The sequence below is a fragment of the Clostridium boliviensis genome, assembly GCF_033342255.1.
Taxonomy (GTDB): Bacteria; Bacillota; Clostridia; order Lachnospirales; family Lachnospiraceae; genus Lacrimispora; species Lacrimispora boliviensis.
On sequence record NZ_JAWONS010000329.1, the window covers coordinates 1 to 16,250 of the forward strand.

Sequence of the window (16,250 nt, forward strand, 5' to 3'; positions counted from 1 at the left end):
TGATATTTTACAGACAAAAGAGTACAAACCTTCTCTCACGAATTTGGGCTTGTACTCTCTTTTTCTCTTATCACTCAGTCATCAATCTTTTTTCACCAGTAATTTTTTGAATTTCATCAATATCCTGGGTCACTTCCGCTACCCCAAGATATTTTCCTGCTTCGTTTCGTACGGCATAGTAACGGATCAGGATATATTTACTTCCCATTCTGATCCAGAAATCTTCCTCATCTTTTCTGCCGCTTTTAAAATCCTCCACAATTTTTTCAACGATATGGACACTTGCAGGAGGATGACAGTTGGAGACATTTCTTCCTAATATTGTCCTGGTTCTGGGAAACGCCCGGTCCTTTCCTTCGGAAAAATATCTCACTTCATCTTTCTCATCGACAAATGTGATATCAAAAGGCAGGGTATTGAGCAGAGCAGTCAGTTCTTCCGTATTTAACTCTCCCGAGGGAAGCTTAATAATTCCCTCCTCCGTTTTTACACATGTGAGTTCTTCTTCCCCCGCTTCAGGCTCCCACTGAGCAACATGCTCAATCATATAGCCGATTTCTCCGCTTCCTTCAGCAATGGTCTTCCAATCCTCCATGGTGAGATTTTCCATCATCATGGGAACCATAATATTTTCTTCCTTAAATATCATCTCCTGAATTTTATCTGCAATATCCTGGACTTTTTCAATCAAAGTCTCCTTTGGTACGGATTGGCTGGCTGTCAAAGCCGCCACCTCTTTTATCTGGACCTTGATTTCGTCATCCACCCCCCACATGACTTTAGGCGGTGCTGTAACCCCGTATTTCTCCATGTACGGAAAATACAGATTTTCCTTTTTCTTATAATGAATGCTTATATCCTTTAACTGGTCGATTCCTGCTTTCAGCTGGTCCATTGCATTTGGATTCTCGAGTGCCTTAAGAGACAGGAACGGCCGCACATCCTTTTCCAGTATGTGTGATATTTTTTTATTTTCCCTTACCAATACCTGAACCGGATGTCCAGGTATGAGCGCCGGCTCCTCCGGCTGATGAATTTCTTCTATCGTCCCCTTAAATACCGCTGCATGAACGTCACAAAGCTTCTGTACCTCTTCAACGGGAAGCCCCTCCGCAATCAGTGCCCCTTCTGCTTTTGAAATCTCACTGGCAGATACTCCGTGAAAGACCTTTTCAAACTGGGATTTCACTTCCTCCGCTGTCTTTCCTTCATGAAGCTGCCGTATGATATCTTTTATTGTCTTTTGCCTCATCTCGCTGTTGTTGATGAATTCACTCATAACCGTTCTCCCTTTCTATTTAAGAGCGAAGTAAGAAAAACACCTCTGTCTGATTCTTTATTTCTTTCAGAAAGAGGTGCTTTCAGTGATTATTCTACTTTAATTACATCTACCGGACAGCCTTCCTGTGACTCCACTGCCGTTTGTTCTGCTGATTCGGGTACGGTATCAACGTATACTTCCGCAGGACCGTCATCCCCCATTCTGAATACTTCCGGACAAGTTGAGGCGCAGAGCCCGCATTCAATGCATCCCTCTCTATCTACTTCTGCTTTCATTCTTTAACTCCTTTCTGTTCTGTCCCAGGGACAGCTTTCATTCTTTACCCTTAAATGCACTTTTATTGTTGGTATTTTATAATAAAAATATCCATTTTTTTATTATAAATATAACGAAAAAAGAAGATCTGGTGACAGCACAGACCTTCTTTTTCATCTTCTATTATCTCTTATTTATTTTAGCCAGATATTCCTGACCGAGTACATCTGCAGCGATCAGGGCATCGTAAAGCTGTTCTGGCGTTACATCTCCAATCATATTATGGATGCTTTCTCCTTGCGCACATGCATTCTCAGCCGCAATGCGGACCCGCTCCCGGTCTGTTACACCAATTTCTTTTAAAGTAACAGGAAGTCCCACACTGGCACAAAATTCCTGAACCTGATTAAACTCTGCTGCCGGCGCATTTTCTAATACCAGCTGGGCAAGGGTTCCGAATGCGACCACACTGCCGTGCATGGTTGATTCACATTCCTCCAGAGCCGTAAATCCGTTGTAAACGGAATGAGATACTGCCAGACCGCCGTTATCAGCGCCTACACCGCTTAAGTAGGTATTCGCCTCAATAATTGCTTCCAGTGCCGGAGTTACAATGTGGTTCTCACAGGCTTTTAATGCCTTATAGCCATCTTCTAAAAGAGTCTCATAGCAAAGTCTGCAAAGAGCCATTGCGGATTTTGTGATTCCGCCATTCTCCAGGCTGGGGGCTTTTGCCTTTTCACAGGCTCTTGCTTCAAAATAAGTACCCAGTGCATCTCCCATTCCTGCAATGAGGAATTTCACCGGCGCATGAGCAATAATATCAGAATCAACAATCACGGCATCTGGATTTTTCGGATAGAATATGTAATGGGAAAAACTGCCGTCATCGTTATAGATCACGGACAGACCGGTACAGGGAGCATCCGTTGCCACTACCGTAGGAATGACAGCTACCGGCAGCTTCTCATAATGTGCGGTAGCTTTCGCAGTATCTATGGCAGAGCCGCCGCCTACAGCAACCACGCAGTCAATGTGACCGTCTCTGACAATCTTTCGCATCCGTTCTATCTCACCGGTGGAACTGATTCCTCCAAATATTTCAAAATGCACTCTGGCATCTTTTCCTTCAAAACTTTTCTCAATTTTTTCATGGCAGTTTTTGTATCCGCTGTTGCTGCAGATAAAAAGAAATGATGTACCAAGATTTTTTGTTTCCTCGTAAACCGCTGACAAAGCGCCCTGCCCCTGTACGTATTTTAAAGGTGATCTCATTAATTTCAGCATAATAGTCTTCTCTCCTCAATCAGTAAAATTTTATCGTTATGTCTTATTAAATATACGCCTGAGAGACAGATATGTCAAGATTTTAACGAGTGATAAATTCAGTCAATTTAGCAAGCAGCAATTTCCTTAATCATGAATTCCCTTCCACCCAGGAGTTCCCAGGAGTAGCTTTGACAGCAGGGACATTTCACATATCCTTCCGCTACATGGAATACATGATGACACTGCCTGCACCGGCCACTGGCAGGAATGATCTCTATATCCAGGCGGGTGTTTTCAAGCAAAGTCCCCTGGACAGCAGCCGGATAACACTGCTCTACATAACTGGGTACCACAAGTGCCATCTCACCAATCTGAAGTACAAGACGATCCACCTGTGTGAGACTTTGTTCCCTGACCGCATCTTCCACAATCCGTACTACCTCCATTAAAACTCCCAGTTCATGCATACCATTCCTCCTTACTGCTGCTTCTTATTGCGCCAATTCCTTCACTTTGCGATAGGATTTTAAATTAGTATAAAGCTCCGGTCCGTATGGGCTGCGCCGCTTTTTCCAGATATTATACCCCATATATACTGCCACTGCTCCATTGCATAACAGGGCAATCAGGCTGACCGCAAAGTAAATGCCTGGCCTGTAGGAAGAATCCACACGGAATTGTCCCACATCCTGGAAACCGGGAAACGTCTGGGCAAACATACACCAAAGAGCCAGCGTCTGGGCCCGGTGCTGCAGCCATGCGCCCTTTCCAACAGTAAATGCACAGAGGGTCGGTGCCAGAAGAAGTGCAAGCCCACAATACCATGCATGGTGGGGAAGGCAGTTATAAGTATAGGCAAAATTCCATATATCATAGGCAGCGATCCAGAACCACAGCATGTCAGGCCACAGCATATCTCTGCTTTTGTCTCTGGCTGTCTCCTTTCTCAGGCAGATACCAAACCATCCGGTTATGGTAATAATATTTAAGACCCCAGCAGCTGCATTCATAAAATTCCAGGGTCCCCCCATAAGAAGAACAGAAACATCTGCTGTCGCATCCTGAGCTATGGTATGGTATGTCATACCTACTTCAAGATCTCTTGTCACCGCTTCCATGATATTGACAGCCAGGATCAGAGGCGGGAAACAAAGGGCAATACGGCTGTCACAAAGGCGGAATACAGTATTGTCCTTTCTTGTTTTTTGATAATGCCGGATTAGCCAGAAGCCGATGCAGCCTGCCGTTGAGGAATAGACTTTTGCAAGATGAAACCAGTCTGTATATGTACTCTTTCTCATAACTGTAAACCAAAGAACAGATAAAACAGCAGGCATTACTAAAAAGAAAAGGAAACCAATCATCTTATAGCGCCGTGACACCTCATTGAGCAGGAATAGCAAAGCAAATACCAATAACCATACAAGCAGATAAGACAGGGGAAAGGCCCCCTTTGCTGATTGAAATACAAACATATTACTACCTCCAGTTACATTGGGCACAACCTTTGGTTGAACCACATATATTTTGTTTATATTTTAACACTTTCCAGAAAAATTTGTCATGATTTCGCATACATTTTACTAATTATCGGAAGTTTTCACAGTTACTTTTCTTGCTTTTTATATAAATTTACCATATAATTATGATTGTGGTATCTGGCTCAACCAGATACAGTCTTATACAGACAGGGGGAATGATTTATGGAGTTTAAAAAGCTGAGTGCTCCAACATTAAAGGAGCTGTTTATTAAAGAGCTGGAATCCTGCATTCTTTCCGGTAAGCTTCCTATCGGGTCGAAGCTTCCGCCGGAACGGGAACTGGCAGTTTCTATGCAGATCAGCCGGTCTGTGGTAAATGCAGGAATTAAAAAACTGGCAGAAAAAGGCTTTCTTGACATACGCCAGAGGCAGGGAACATTTATTGCAGATTTTAGAAAAGAAGGAACTATAGATACCTTTCTTTCTATTATGAATTACAATGGAGGAATCCTTCGAAAAGAAGAAGTAAAGTCTATTTTAGAGCTTCGAATCGCGCTGGACAGCCTTGCGGTTGAGCTGGGTTCTAAGGATATTACGGATTCAGAGATTTTACAGCTGAGGAATTTAACGGAATCCATCGGAAGAGCTGCCAGCCCTCATGAAGCGGCAGAATCTGCCTTTGCATTTCACCATCATCTGGCGCTGTTTTCCGGAAATTCTCTCCTTCCTTTAATTTTTCGGTCATTTAAAGCACTGACTTACTCTCTCTGGCTTCGTTTCTGCGCCTTATATGGAATCCCCGCTCTTTATGAAAATACCAACGAATTATGTACACTCATAGAAGAACGGGATTTTGAGGGAGCCGAAAGCTATTTAAAGCGGTCGCTCTCCGACAGCATCAGCGGTCACCGGGAAATTTATTATACACCGTAATTTTCAAATCCGGTTCCAACAGTTTTAAGAAAACCGCCGGAACCGGATATATTGCAAATCCTTTTACCTCTCATCCATATAGATCTTTAAAAATTCAGCCATAAGCATGGCATAACTGAACATAAACACAAAGCCAGCTGCAGCAAGAGGCCATTTCCTCTTTTTCTCCGGTACCGAAAGTCCAATCATAACACCCAAAGCACAAAGACAAACCTTTAGCAATGCAAAATCTTTGATTCTGCACTGTCTGATATACTCATCCGCACAATTTACCAACTGTTTCATTTGTTCTGCCTCCTTCTTCCTTAATCTTTTGTGTTTAGTATACACCTATTAAAAAATTTTATTAAGATCTTTGACAAAAGGTCATAATCTGTTTCACGTCTGCTCCCATTTCCCGAAAGCCAGACCATAAAAATTCAATTTTTTCTATTCTTATCCGGATTAAATGAAGAGCCACCGGAAGCTTCCTCACATTCTCATAGTCTAATTTTTTCATCGCCAGAAATTCAAGGTACTGCGTACTTCCAGTTTCAATTATTTCAGCCGTGCCTTTGATCTGCATCCCTCTTAGCTGATTCATGCCCTGAAACTCATTAAAAACTGCCACAGATACATTGGGATTTTGCAGAATATTGGCAAACTTTACCCCTCCCTCACTTATCACATATATAAATCCGTTCCTGTATTGGTATTCGATGGGCGTCGCCCGGATTCGGCTTTTGTATCCGGTTGACAAAGAACAGGTATTATGATTGGTCAGAAACTCCTCGCAAAAGCCAAGCAATTTTTTTTCGTCCATCACCTTTGCAGGACAGTCCTTCCACTCCTTTATGCTTAACAAAGTCTCCACATATTCGTCCTGGTCAAAGCAGAGATAATCCTGCTCATCAAATTCTGCTGACTTGAAAAATACCGCCATACGTGTTCGGTCTTCATCCTCAAGTCTGCTTAAAATAAGATTTCCGGCAATTCCACCCTGGAATATCACACTACTTCCAAGGAGCCCGCTCACCGGCTGTAAATACGTCTTTACATATTCCTTGATCAAACAAGTGCAAAAAAGGACTATTTTATTCTTCTTCAGCCACTCCAGATTGTTTTTTATATACTCAACAGCTTCCTGCTCCAGCCGTTCATAATAGACGGGAATCAGTAAAACTACAAGATCCCATTCCTGTCCGAAATCTTTCATTTCTGAAAAACGCATGCATTTTCCAGGTCCCAGTACCAGTGAAGCCTGCAAGGCAGCCATTTTTGTAAATCCGTATCTGCTTTCATAAAGAATCAGTGTATTTTTCATTCTTGCACCTCCTTGTTAATTTTTATGCAGATTACAATTTTTTAGAATGTGAGAAATTTTTATCGTTCTGCATCCTGTTGCTTTTTGTATTAAAACATATTAGAATTGGTTTATTGAAACGAAACTGGAGGCAGCAACTATGGTTCTGGACATTCCTACAATTTCCATTGTACTTTTTTATATCAGTTTCATACAGCTGCTCATTATGCTGTTTGTTTTCCGTATTATTAAAAATTATCCCGGCATGAATTACCTGCTCTTCAGTTGTTTTGCTTCAGCTGTCTGCGGGCTTCTTTATGCAATCCGAGCTTCTGCAGTTCAGGGGCGTTTATTGATACACTTATCTGATTTTTCGTTTTATTTTTCCATATTAGGGTTAAATATCGGTTTTTCCAAATTTCTGGAACTTCCTGTCGCCAAAGGAAAACTGTTAGCTCTGACCTTTCTGTTTCTAGTCAGTTATACCTGTTTTTCTTTTATCTATGACAATAGCAGTTACCGCACTATGTCATTTTGCTTGTTTTCTGCCATTGCTATATTTTTCACCGCAGCAAATTTAAACAATCATTCCATTAACTCTGTTCGTCCAGCTACATGCATTATTGCTGCAGCGTGTATACCTTACGGATCCTTTCTGATCATCCGCGCTCTTTTTACCTTTAATAATGAGACGCTAAATTATAACATTGGTTCCTTTTTAAACCTCATAAACTATTTTCTGTCCATTGCCGGAATCCTTTTATGGACTTATTGCTTTATTATAATGGCTGTCCAGAGGGAACACGCAGATAAGACACTAGCGGAAGAACGTTTTCGCCTCATATTTGAAACAATACCCGATTCTGTATTTATCACGGAACTGCATTCGGGAAAAATAATCGATGTGAATGAGACGTATACCACTATAACCGGTTTCACAAGGGAAGAATCCATAGGTAAGACAACTCTCGATCTGAAGTTCTGGAAAGGTCCGAGTGACAGAGACTGTTTCTTTGACATAATCAGGAAGGATGGCGGTTGTAAAAACCTGGAAATCACCTTTTTAACCCAAGAACGGAAAGAATTAAACGCCCTTATTTCATCAAAGATCATTCATTTTGAAAACAATACATATATCATCAGTGTTATCCGTGATATTACGTGGAATCATGAATTAAAAAAGCAGCTGAAAAAAAGCGAGGATACCTTTCAGGCAATTATGGAACAAAGTCCTGTCTCTTTTATTCTCACCAATACCTCTGGAGAAATTGAATATGCAAACCCAACCTTCTTACAGCTTATGGGGTATGAATTGCAGGAAGTTATAGGCAAAAATCCGAGAATCTTAAAATCAGGATATCACAACACGGAGTTTTATCATAATTTATGGAATACAATTCTTTCAGGAAAACAATGGAGCAGTGAAATTGTTAACAAGAAAAAGAACGGCGATCTGATCTGGGAAAATATAATTCTGACACCGATCTTAAATGAAGAAGGTGAAATCATTCAGTTTCTCTCCACACTGGAGGATATTTCAGACCGGAAAAGGACGGAACAGGAACTTAAAATCCAGGCGAGAACCGATATGCTCACCGGAATCATGAACAGGAGAAGCTTTTTGGAGTCAGCACAAAAAGAACTTTCTAATATGAAACAAAACAGCCAGACTGCAGCATTTCTTATGATGGATATTGACCGGTTTAAGTCCATTAACGACACCTTTGGACATAGTATGGGAGACCGGGCGATCTGTCTGGTTACAGAGGAATGCCAGAAACTCATGAAAGGAAATGATTTACTGGGGAGAATCGGCGGCGAAGAATTTGCTGCGTTGATTTTAGACAGTCATGAAACCGAAATTGTGCAGACTGCTGATAAGCTGTGCAGAAGCATCGAGCACTTGCTGCTATACAATGATGGTCAGGAACGAATCCCCCTGCGCATCAGTATTGGCGTAACTTTCTTTCACCCAGCTTCCGATACTCTTGAAAGTCTTATGGAACGTTCCGACATCGCCCTTTATCAGGCCAAGAATGCAGGAAGAAACCGGATCTCTGTGATTTACTGAATAAAAAAGTTGTGCCTGCAGCGGGAACACTGCCGCAGGCACAACTTTTTATTCCAGTGAAACTCCGTTTGTTTTTATCACCTTCTGATACCAGTAAAATGATTTTTTTCTGCTTCGTTTCAGGGTTCCATGTCCCTGATTGTCTTTATCCACATAGATAAATCCATATCGTTTTTTCATCTCTCCAGTAGAGGCGCTCACCAGATCGATACAGCCCCACGGAGTATATCCGATTAAATCCACACCGTCGATATCCACCGCATCAATCATGGCTTTTATGTGTTCTCTTAAATAATCAATGCGGTAGTCATCGGACACAGTCCCATCCTTCTCCATCACATCAGCTGCCCCCAGCCCGTTCTCAACAATGAAAAGCGGTTTCTGGTAACGGTCGTACAACGTGTTAAGAGTGATACGAAGTCCCAGCGGGTCGATCTGCCAGCCCCAGTCTGAAGCTTTGAGATACGGATTTTTAATACTCTTCATCACATTTCCTGCTGTGGACTTCTTTAAGACCTCCGGATCCGCACTGGCACAGCGGGAAGAATAGTAGCTGAATGAAATATAATCAACGGTATTCTCCCTTAATATGCGATAATCATCCTCTTCTGCATTCAGTATAATTCCTTCTCTCTCAAAAAATCTCTTTGCATAGGCAGGATACTGGCCTCTTGCCTGAACGTCGATAAAGAAATAGTTGTCCCTGTCCTTTTCCATGGCTTTCCACACATCATCAGGACTGCAGCTGTATGGATAAAAGTTCCCTGCTGCAAGCATACAGCCAACCCTGTACTCAGGATCGATTTCATGGGCAAGTCTGGTCGCCATGGCTGATGCCACCAGCTCGTTATGTGCTGCCTGATATTTGACCTGGTGGGAGTTCTCCCCTTCCTCAAAGAGGATCCCCGCTCCCATAAATGGCAGATGCAAAAGCATATTGATTTCATTAAAGGTAATCCAGTACTTTACTTTTCCTTTAAATCTATGAAAAATGGCATCGCAGTAACGGACAAAGCAGTCAATCAGCTTACGGTTCTTCCAGGAACCATATTTTTCTGCCAGAGCTAACGGCACATCGAAGTGGCAGATAGTAATGACCGGCTCGATGTTATATTTTAACAGCTCATCAATCACTTCTTCATAAAACTTAAGACCTTCCTCATTGGGCGCTTCTTCTTCCCCTGTAGGAAAGATCCTGGACCAGGAAAGGGAAAAACGATAACATTTAAAGCCCATCTCTGCAAAAAGGGCAATGTCCTCCTTGTAGTGATGATACATGTCAATGGCTTCTCTTGATGGGTAATAGGAGTCATCAGGCAGAGTTTTATAATCCATCTCTCCAAGCATGACAGGAAAACGGTTTTCCCCCCATGGCACGACATCCACAGTACCCATACCTTTGCCGCCTTCTAAATAACCGCCTTCACACTGGTTGGCTGCTGTTGCTCCTCCCCATAAAAAATCTTTTCTCATCGTTTTTACCATTCCTTTCATAGTGTCAGATTATAGTATTTACTTCTTTGCTTCCTCATCCCGGTAAATAATAAAGCAGGCTGCAAATGCGATCAGGGCTGCAACCACCACACCGGCAGTTACCCAGGGAATACTGGAGGTATCATTATTAGCGGGATTGATAAAAGCAGGGAAACCAAAGATTCCCAACGCACCGGACATATATTTCTTTACATTTCCAGCTCCAATGATGGCACCTCCGATGGAAGCAGCCACACAGGAAATAATAAACGGTTTCTTCTTCGGCAGGGAGATACCATAAATAGCCGGCTCCGTCACACCAAAGATACCAGAGATTGCTGCCGGAATACAAAGACTCTTTAAATTTTTATCCTTTGTCTTAAGCATAACCGCTGCAACCACCGCAGTCTGTGCAAAGGAAGCTGCAAAATAAGGCTGCATGAAGCTGTCAAATCCCTGTGTATTCAGGTTCATGATATAAACCGGAATCAGTCCCCAATGGAGTCCGAAAATAACAAGAACCTGCCAGAACGCACCAACAATTGCACCTTCTAATACAGGACTTGCGTGGTAAGCAGCCTGGGTAAGGTAGCCAATGACTGCGGCAACGGAGTTTGCCAGCGGACCTACCACAACAAAGGTTAAAGGCGCTGCAAGCATCAGAGTCAGAGTCGGAACCAGGAAGTTCTTTATTACATCCGGGATCACCCGTTTCCAGAACTTTTCAATCTTAGACGCAACATATACGGCAAGGATGATCGGCACTACAGAAGATGGATAGCCGCTTTTTGGCATAATAACAGGAATCTTCATAAACGTAGCATAAATATTGGATTCAAACATGGTTCCTGCAAACAATACATCCATAACGTCCTTAGAACCCCCTGACCGCCTGCGCTTGCTTGCTCCATGGTCTCTGCCTTTGCCTGAGTGGTAAATGCGGTATTGCCAAGAAACAGCGCCATAGACAGAAACAGACAACTTTTGATACACTTGATTTTTTTCATGTTTTCCTCCTTTAATAAAAAGCATATTAACCCCATAAAAACAAAAAGACTGATCATACTTACACATTGCTTAAGCAAACATGTAAATATCACCAGTCATGCCTGTATCTGCTGATACAGTAACACCCAGTTATTCATTTTTCATATAATAAAACAATTACCCTTTTAATATCGAGTAAATATTACCATATTTTTCTTTATTTGTAAATACTTTTTGTATATTATTTAAAAAGCAAGCGTTTTACCCCTTCCACAGGCATCTCCTGCCCTGTATAGAGCTTAAAAGCTGCAGCCCCCTGCCAGACAAGCATTCCCTGCCCGCTGATACAGTTACACCCCGCTTCTCTGGCTTCTCTCAGCATCTTTGTCTCCTTAGGATTATAGACCGCATCTGTTACTACCAGCCCCTGGTGGAACATGGTCACATCCTTTACCACACTTTCATTGTCCATGGGTTTCATGCCTACAATGGTTGCATTTGCGAAAATATCACTGGTTTTCATTTCTTGTCTCATCATTTCCATATCTGTGATGTCAAATACATTTACGATGCAGCCAGGCTTTTCCTTTCTGATTTTCTCAGCCGTCAAAAGAGTTCTTTCAAAAAATGCATCTTTGATATTGAAAATGGAAATTTCTCTTGCTCCTTCTAACGCACACTGCACCTGTATTGCAGTCGCTGCACCTCCACCGCCGCATATGGTGATCTTTTTATCTTTAATTTCAACACCATGATCTCTTAAGTTATCCACGAATCCCTGTCCGTCTGTCATATGTCCGATGAGCTTTCCGTTTTCATTAACAATGGTGTTGACCGCACCTGTAATGCGTGCTGCATCTGACAGTTCATCCATGTATTTAAGCGCCTCTGTCTTGCAGGGCATGGTTACGTTGCAGCCTCTCATACGCAGGGTTTTTACTGCTTCTATCGCCTTTTCCACCTCTTCTACCGTAACATCAAAAGCGAGATAGGCATAGTCCAGTCCCAGCTTCTCAAAGCTGTAATTATACATAGCAGGTGAACCGGAATGCCCTACCGGTGATCCAATCAGTGCCATTAAACCTGTTCTTCCAGAAATCCTCTTATCCATATTTGTGCTCCTCATTATCAGATAGTTTCGTTTTTTGTTTCAATCTAGTAGATTTTATAATCTTCTAATTTCCCGTTGCTCCATTTGATATCTACTGTCTTACCGTTCTTGATCCTGAGACCTTTCACATAGCCATCTTCAAACTCAGCAGGAAGAGCCGGCAGAATTTTCACTTTGCCGTTGCGCTCCTGCACCAGCATATTGGCGATTCCGGCAGTTCCTCCGAAATTACCATCAATCTGGAACGGCGGATGGGCACACCACAGATTATCATAACTAGATCTGGTCAGCAGAGTTTTTAAATATTCATAAGCGTGCTCAGAGTCTTCCAGTGCTGCAAAAAGATTGATGATCCAGGCACAGCTCCATCCCGTATAACCGCCTCCGTTTGCCAGACGCAAAAGCAGAGAGGTTTTACACGCCTCAGTCAGTGTTTCATCCCCTTCAAACAGCTCAGACGGGAACAGGCCATACAGATGGGAAACATGGCGGTGTCCGGGTTCTAACTCTTCAAATTCCTTATGCCACTCTAACAGCTGGCCTTTGCTTCCGATTTTAAAAGGAGTGAGCTTACTCAGTCTTTCTGTTATTTCTGATAAAACCTCATCATCTAACCCTAAGATTTCACATGTTTTCTGGAAATTTCCAAAGACTTCCCTGATAATAGCCAGATCCATTGCCGTAGACATAGCAACTGCAACTGCGCTGTCTTTGCTGCCTGGAACTTTATACTTATTTTCCGGAGAAGTGGAAGGACAGGTAACATAGTGATCCTCATACAGATACAGCCAGTCAATGAGGAACAGGGCTGCTTCTTTCAGGATTGGATACGCGGTTTTTTCCAGGAATCTGCGGTCCGGGTTGTATTCATAATGCTTAAACAGTTCGTTCGTTAGCCATGCGCCGCCCATAGGCCACATTGACCAGGTAACGCTTTCCGGTTCCCCTTCTGCTTCCCCGTTAGCCATTCCAACCGGATTGGTATTGCACCAGTAATCTGCATTATGGTGGTGCACAAAGCCTCTGCACTGATAATGAACTTTGGCAGTCTTCCTGCCCTCCTCACAAATCCGCTTTACAAATTCAAAGTAAGGCTTAAGACATTCTTTTAAGTTACAGCTTTGTGCAAGCCAGTAATTCATCTGTGCATTAATGTTGGTTGTCCAGTTGCAGCTCCAGGGCGCTCTTAACTGCCAGCTCCAGATTCCCTGTAAATTAGCAGGGAGACTGCCTTCTCTGGAAGAGCTGATAAGCAAGTATCTTCCGTATTGGAAGTAGAGTGCGTAAAGTGCGTTATCCTTTTCCCCATCCCGAAGGCTTTGAAGTCTCACATTGGTAGGGACTTCCGGCTGCTCTCCAAGATAGAGCTCTGCCTTGTCATAGATGGATTTGTAATCACGGATATGCTGCTCTTTGATCTCATCATATGCTGATAAACGGTCAAAAGCCGGCTCCTTCACTGCGTAAAACGCCAATAGGACAGTGGATGCATTTAAGATACGAAGCCCATCTTTCTCACAGACTGCTTCTCCATCGCAGGAAAGAAGCCGTAAGCCTCCATGAAACTCCATTCCCTTCTCTCCCTGAATAATCGGATTTGGAGTATAATCCACATAGGAAGGATCCACATGCTCCGGACATTTTCCGCTTATGGTAATCCCCTCTTTCCCATACTCTGCTTTGTATGGTATCTGGGATTCAAAAGAAATCAGTGTATTGATTGCTTTTTTCTCACAATCCAGTTTAATAAAAAATGCTTTGGCAGGATAACTTGCAAAGTATTCCCTGTTGTAGCTTACACCGTTTACCCGGTAACTCACATGGCTGACAGACTGATCCAGATTCAGATCACGGCTATAGTCTGTCACATCTCCTTCATGGTCAAAGTCCATGTACAGATTTCCCAGGGGGAGATAGGATTCATTGTATTCTCCAAGCATATGAGTCCGGATCAATTCCTCCGCCTGCTCATACTTCTCCTGCTCCACCAGCCTGCGGCACTGTTCCAGATAAGGAAATGCACCATGGTTATTTTTGTCATGACGGTAGCCTGACCAGAGACTCTCTTCGTTTAGACCAAGGCACTCTCTTTTTTCATTTCCCCATATCATGGCGCCCAGGCTTCCATTGCCGATTGGGAGAGTTTCTTCCCACTTACCTGCCGGTTCGGTGTAAAATAGTTTCATATTAAATTTCCCCTTTTTCAGTTTTGTCCTGCTGCTTCACAGTCAATATACTGATTTTTTCTCCGTCTGTCAATGGTTTACTGCTTTGTAAGATTACAAGATCACCGGTTGTAAGTCCATTAGTCACTTCTATATAAGCATTCTTTTTCTTCCCCAGTGTGACAGAAGCTTTCACTGCACTGTTGTCAGATACCTTATAGACATAGGTACCGGAATCATCAGACTGAACAGACTTTGCCGGAATATAAACGGAATTTCCTTCCTTATTATCGGCAATTCTGATATCTGCCATCAGTCCGATTGCGCTGTTTGTACTCTCTTCTTCTAAAGATACTGTCACATCAAACATTCCTGTCTGGGAATCACTGACTGCAGAAATGTCACTGATACTTCCCTTTAAACTCTCCCCAAGAGTCTGTAGGTTCACATTGACTTCTGTTCCTGCTTTGATCTGGTCAATATCGATATCTGCTACTTTAATTTCAACTTTTTTCCCTCTGTCGTCAATAACTGTAGCAGCTTTAATCTGAGGTGAAACGGTCTGGCCTGCTTCCACACTGATTTTTGTCACCAGTCCTTTTATGGGTGATACCACCACGCAGTCATCATACCGCTTCTGGGCGATATCAAGGGCGGCTTTCGCACTTTCAAGCTGTGCCTTTGTTACCTCACACGTTGTTGTCTGGTTGTTCTGGGCTGCCTGAAGCTGTACCTGTGCCACATCCATCTGAGCCTTGGCAGCCTCATAGTCTGTCTGGGAGACATCACCGCTTGCATAAAGGACTTTTATCCGGTTAAAATTATCACTTGCTGTAGTAAAGCTTATCTGAGCGGGTTTTACAACCGTATTTTGCTGATTTGCTTTTTGTGCACTGTTAAAACTGGCCTGTGCCGCCTGATATCCGGCCTTTGCCTGTTCTAACTGTAGGCTGGCATCCTGATTATCGATCTGGAACAATGCAGCACCGGCTTCCACATGATCCCCTTCTTTGGCCATGATCTGGGTCACTTTTCCGCTGGCAGCTGGTATGATATCGACGCTGCTTAAAGCCTCTACGGTTCCCTGCCATACCATGGCGGATAAGTCCTTTCCCTCTTTTGCTGCAGCCACCGTTACTTCTGTCTGTCTTCCAGCTCCCGCACAGCCGGAAAGAGCCGACGAAAGCATTGCTGTTACCATTAAAACTGCTGTTAATTTCTTCATCTGTTTTCTCCTTCTTCGACCTTTACTTTAAATGAACTTTTACAGAAGCATTCATTCCAAAAACAAGAGGAAGATTCTGCTGGTTTTCAATCGCTACCTTGATGGGGATTAACTGTGTAACTTTAGTATAATCACCGCTGGTGGTAAAACTGTTTCCTCCTGAAAAATAGGTCTGTGTAGCCGGATCTATTTCTATTACCTGTCCCTTAAACGTTTTTCCAGGGTATGCATCCAGTTTAATATCCACTTTCTGCCCCAGTTTTATTTTCATAATATCTGTTTCTTCCACATTAACCCCGATGTAGAGATCGGATGTATCCGCCACAACAGCCAGTTCCGAACCAGGGGCAGCCGCCTGATTGGCCGCTCCCTCATTTTTCACAATCGTTCCTGTTATTGGAGAGGTGATATAAGGCAGTGTCTCCTGACGTCCAAGTACCTGGTCCTGTTCTACCAGATCCCCATTCTCCACCTCCCATGACAGAAGCTTTCCATTGGTGATTGCTTTCACCGAATACAGCTTTGCTGTCACTCTGGCATTATCCGTCTTAAAATACGAGATGCTCATATAATAGGCATACCCCCCGGCAGCTCCTCCCAGAAGAATCACTGCAAGCAAAAGGGGGATGAGTATTTTCTTCAGTTTTCCTGTTCCCTTACTGATTTCCTGATCTTCGATGTTGATGTGTTTGTTTTCCTGCATATCATTTTCCTCC

The 16,250-nt window shown here is 43.0% G+C and carries 16 protein-coding genes; 2 read left to right on the forward strand and 14 right to left on the reverse strand.

Annotated features, from left to right (window positions below):
• Nucleotides 1-70: 70 nt before the first annotated feature.
• The 5 genes from RZO55_RS23805 to RZO55_RS23825 all read right to left on the reverse strand — a co-directional run bounded on the left by RZO55_RS23805 (nucleotide 71) and on the right by RZO55_RS23825 (nucleotide 4,281).
• Entirely contained in the window at nucleotides 71-1,279 is a 1,209-nt protein-coding gene (locus tag RZO55_RS23805; protein WP_318066738.1) for a DUF438 domain-containing protein, read from the reverse strand.
• A gap of 89 nt (nucleotides 1,280-1,368) precedes the next feature.
• A complete protein-coding gene (locus RZO55_RS23810) occupies nucleotides 1,369-1,557 on the reverse strand; it encodes a ferredoxin (protein WP_318066739.1) in 189 nt (62 codons plus the stop codon).
• Between the two features lie 163 nt (nucleotides 1,558-1,720).
• Nucleotides 1,721-2,824: a glycerol dehydrogenase gene (locus tag RZO55_RS23815; RefSeq protein WP_318066740.1), complete on the reverse strand. Its 1,104-nt coding sequence runs from the start codon at nucleotides 2,822-2,824 to the stop codon at nucleotides 1,721-1,723.
• Between the two features lie 107 nt (nucleotides 2,825-2,931).
• Nucleotides 2,932-3,273 (reverse strand): hydrogenase maturation nickel metallochaperone HypA/HybF, encoded by a 342-nt coding sequence (locus RZO55_RS23820; protein ID WP_318066741.1) that lies wholly within the window; start codon nucleotides 3,271-3,273, stop codon nucleotides 2,932-2,934.
• 24 nt (nucleotides 3,274-3,297) lie between these two features.
• Nucleotides 3,298-4,281: a DUF5692 family protein gene (locus RZO55_RS23825; protein WP_318066742.1), complete on the reverse strand. Its 984-nt coding sequence runs from the start codon at nucleotides 4,279-4,281 to the stop codon at nucleotides 3,298-3,300.
• Between the two features lie 228 nt (nucleotides 4,282-4,509).
• Between RZO55_RS23825 and RZO55_RS23830 the strand changes: the two genes are divergently transcribed.
• Nucleotides 4,510-5,220 (forward strand): FadR/GntR family transcriptional regulator, encoded by a 711-nt coding sequence (locus RZO55_RS23830; RefSeq protein ID WP_318066743.1) that lies wholly within the window; start codon nucleotides 4,510-4,512, stop codon nucleotides 5,218-5,220.
• A 63-nt stretch (nucleotides 5,221-5,283) separates the two neighbouring features.
• Here the strand turns inward: RZO55_RS23830 and RZO55_RS23835 are convergent, their stop codons facing one another.
• A complete protein-coding gene (locus RZO55_RS23835) occupies nucleotides 5,284-5,505 on the reverse strand; it encodes a permease of phosphate ABC transporter (RefSeq protein ID WP_318066744.1) in 222 nt (73 codons plus the stop codon).
• Nucleotides 5,506-5,566: 61 nt separating this feature from the next.
• Nucleotides 5,567-6,523 carry a pyridoxamine 5'-phosphate oxidase family protein gene (locus RZO55_RS23840; protein WP_318066745.1) on the reverse strand — a complete coding sequence of 319 codons (957 nt, stop codon included), beginning with the start codon at nucleotides 6,521-6,523 and terminating at the stop codon, nucleotides 5,567-5,569.
• A 139-nt stretch (nucleotides 6,524-6,662) separates the two neighbouring features.
• Between RZO55_RS23840 and RZO55_RS23845 the strand changes: the two genes are divergently transcribed.
• Nucleotides 6,663-8,573 (forward strand): sensor domain-containing diguanylate cyclase, encoded by a 1,911-nt coding sequence (locus tag RZO55_RS23845; RefSeq protein ID WP_318066746.1) that lies wholly within the window; start codon nucleotides 6,663-6,665, stop codon nucleotides 8,571-8,573.
• Between the two features lie 48 nt (nucleotides 8,574-8,621).
• On the opposite strand, the gene RZO55_RS23850 is transcribed toward RZO55_RS23845, so the two are convergent.
• The 7 genes from RZO55_RS23850 to RZO55_RS23880 form a co-directional block, all read right to left on the reverse strand.
• Nucleotides 8,622-10,058: a 6-phospho-beta-glucosidase gene (locus RZO55_RS23850; RefSeq protein ID WP_439100091.1), complete on the reverse strand. Its 1,437-nt coding sequence runs from the start codon at nucleotides 10,056-10,058 to the stop codon at nucleotides 8,622-8,624.
• A gap of 27 nt (nucleotides 10,059-10,085) precedes the next feature.
• Nucleotides 10,086-10,913: a PTS transporter subunit EIIC gene (locus RZO55_RS23855; RefSeq protein WP_318066748.1), complete on the reverse strand. Its 828-nt coding sequence runs from the start codon at nucleotides 10,911-10,913 to the stop codon at nucleotides 10,086-10,088.
• A complete protein-coding gene (locus RZO55_RS23860) occupies nucleotides 10,856-11,053 on the reverse strand; it encodes a hypothetical protein (RefSeq protein WP_318066749.1) in 198 nt (65 codons plus the stop codon). The genes RZO55_RS23855 and RZO55_RS23860 overlap by 58 nt, the downstream gene beginning before the upstream one ends.
• A gap of 221 nt (nucleotides 11,054-11,274) precedes the next feature.
• On the reverse strand, nucleotides 11,275-12,144 hold the full coding sequence (aroE, locus tag RZO55_RS23865) for a shikimate dehydrogenase (RefSeq protein WP_318066750.1): 870 nt from the start codon (nucleotides 12,142-12,144) through the stop codon (nucleotides 11,275-11,277).
• A 44-nt stretch (nucleotides 12,145-12,188) separates the two neighbouring features.
• Nucleotides 12,189-14,330 (reverse strand): glycoside hydrolase family 95 protein, encoded by a 2,142-nt coding sequence (locus tag RZO55_RS23870; RefSeq protein WP_318066751.1) that lies wholly within the window; start codon nucleotides 14,328-14,330, stop codon nucleotides 12,189-12,191.
• 1 nt (nucleotide 14,331) lies between these two features.
• A complete protein-coding gene (locus RZO55_RS23875; RefSeq protein WP_318066752.1) occupies nucleotides 14,332-15,534 on the reverse strand; it encodes an efflux RND transporter periplasmic adaptor subunit in 1,203 nt (400 codons plus the stop codon).
• Between the two features lie 22 nt (nucleotides 15,535-15,556).
• The gene (locus tag RZO55_RS23880) at nucleotides 15,557-16,237 is read right to left on the reverse strand and encodes an efflux RND transporter periplasmic adaptor subunit (protein WP_318066753.1); all 681 of its coding nucleotides are present in this window, start codon (nucleotides 16,235-16,237) and stop codon (nucleotides 15,557-15,559) included.
• Nucleotides 16,238-16,250 lie beyond the last annotated feature (13 nt).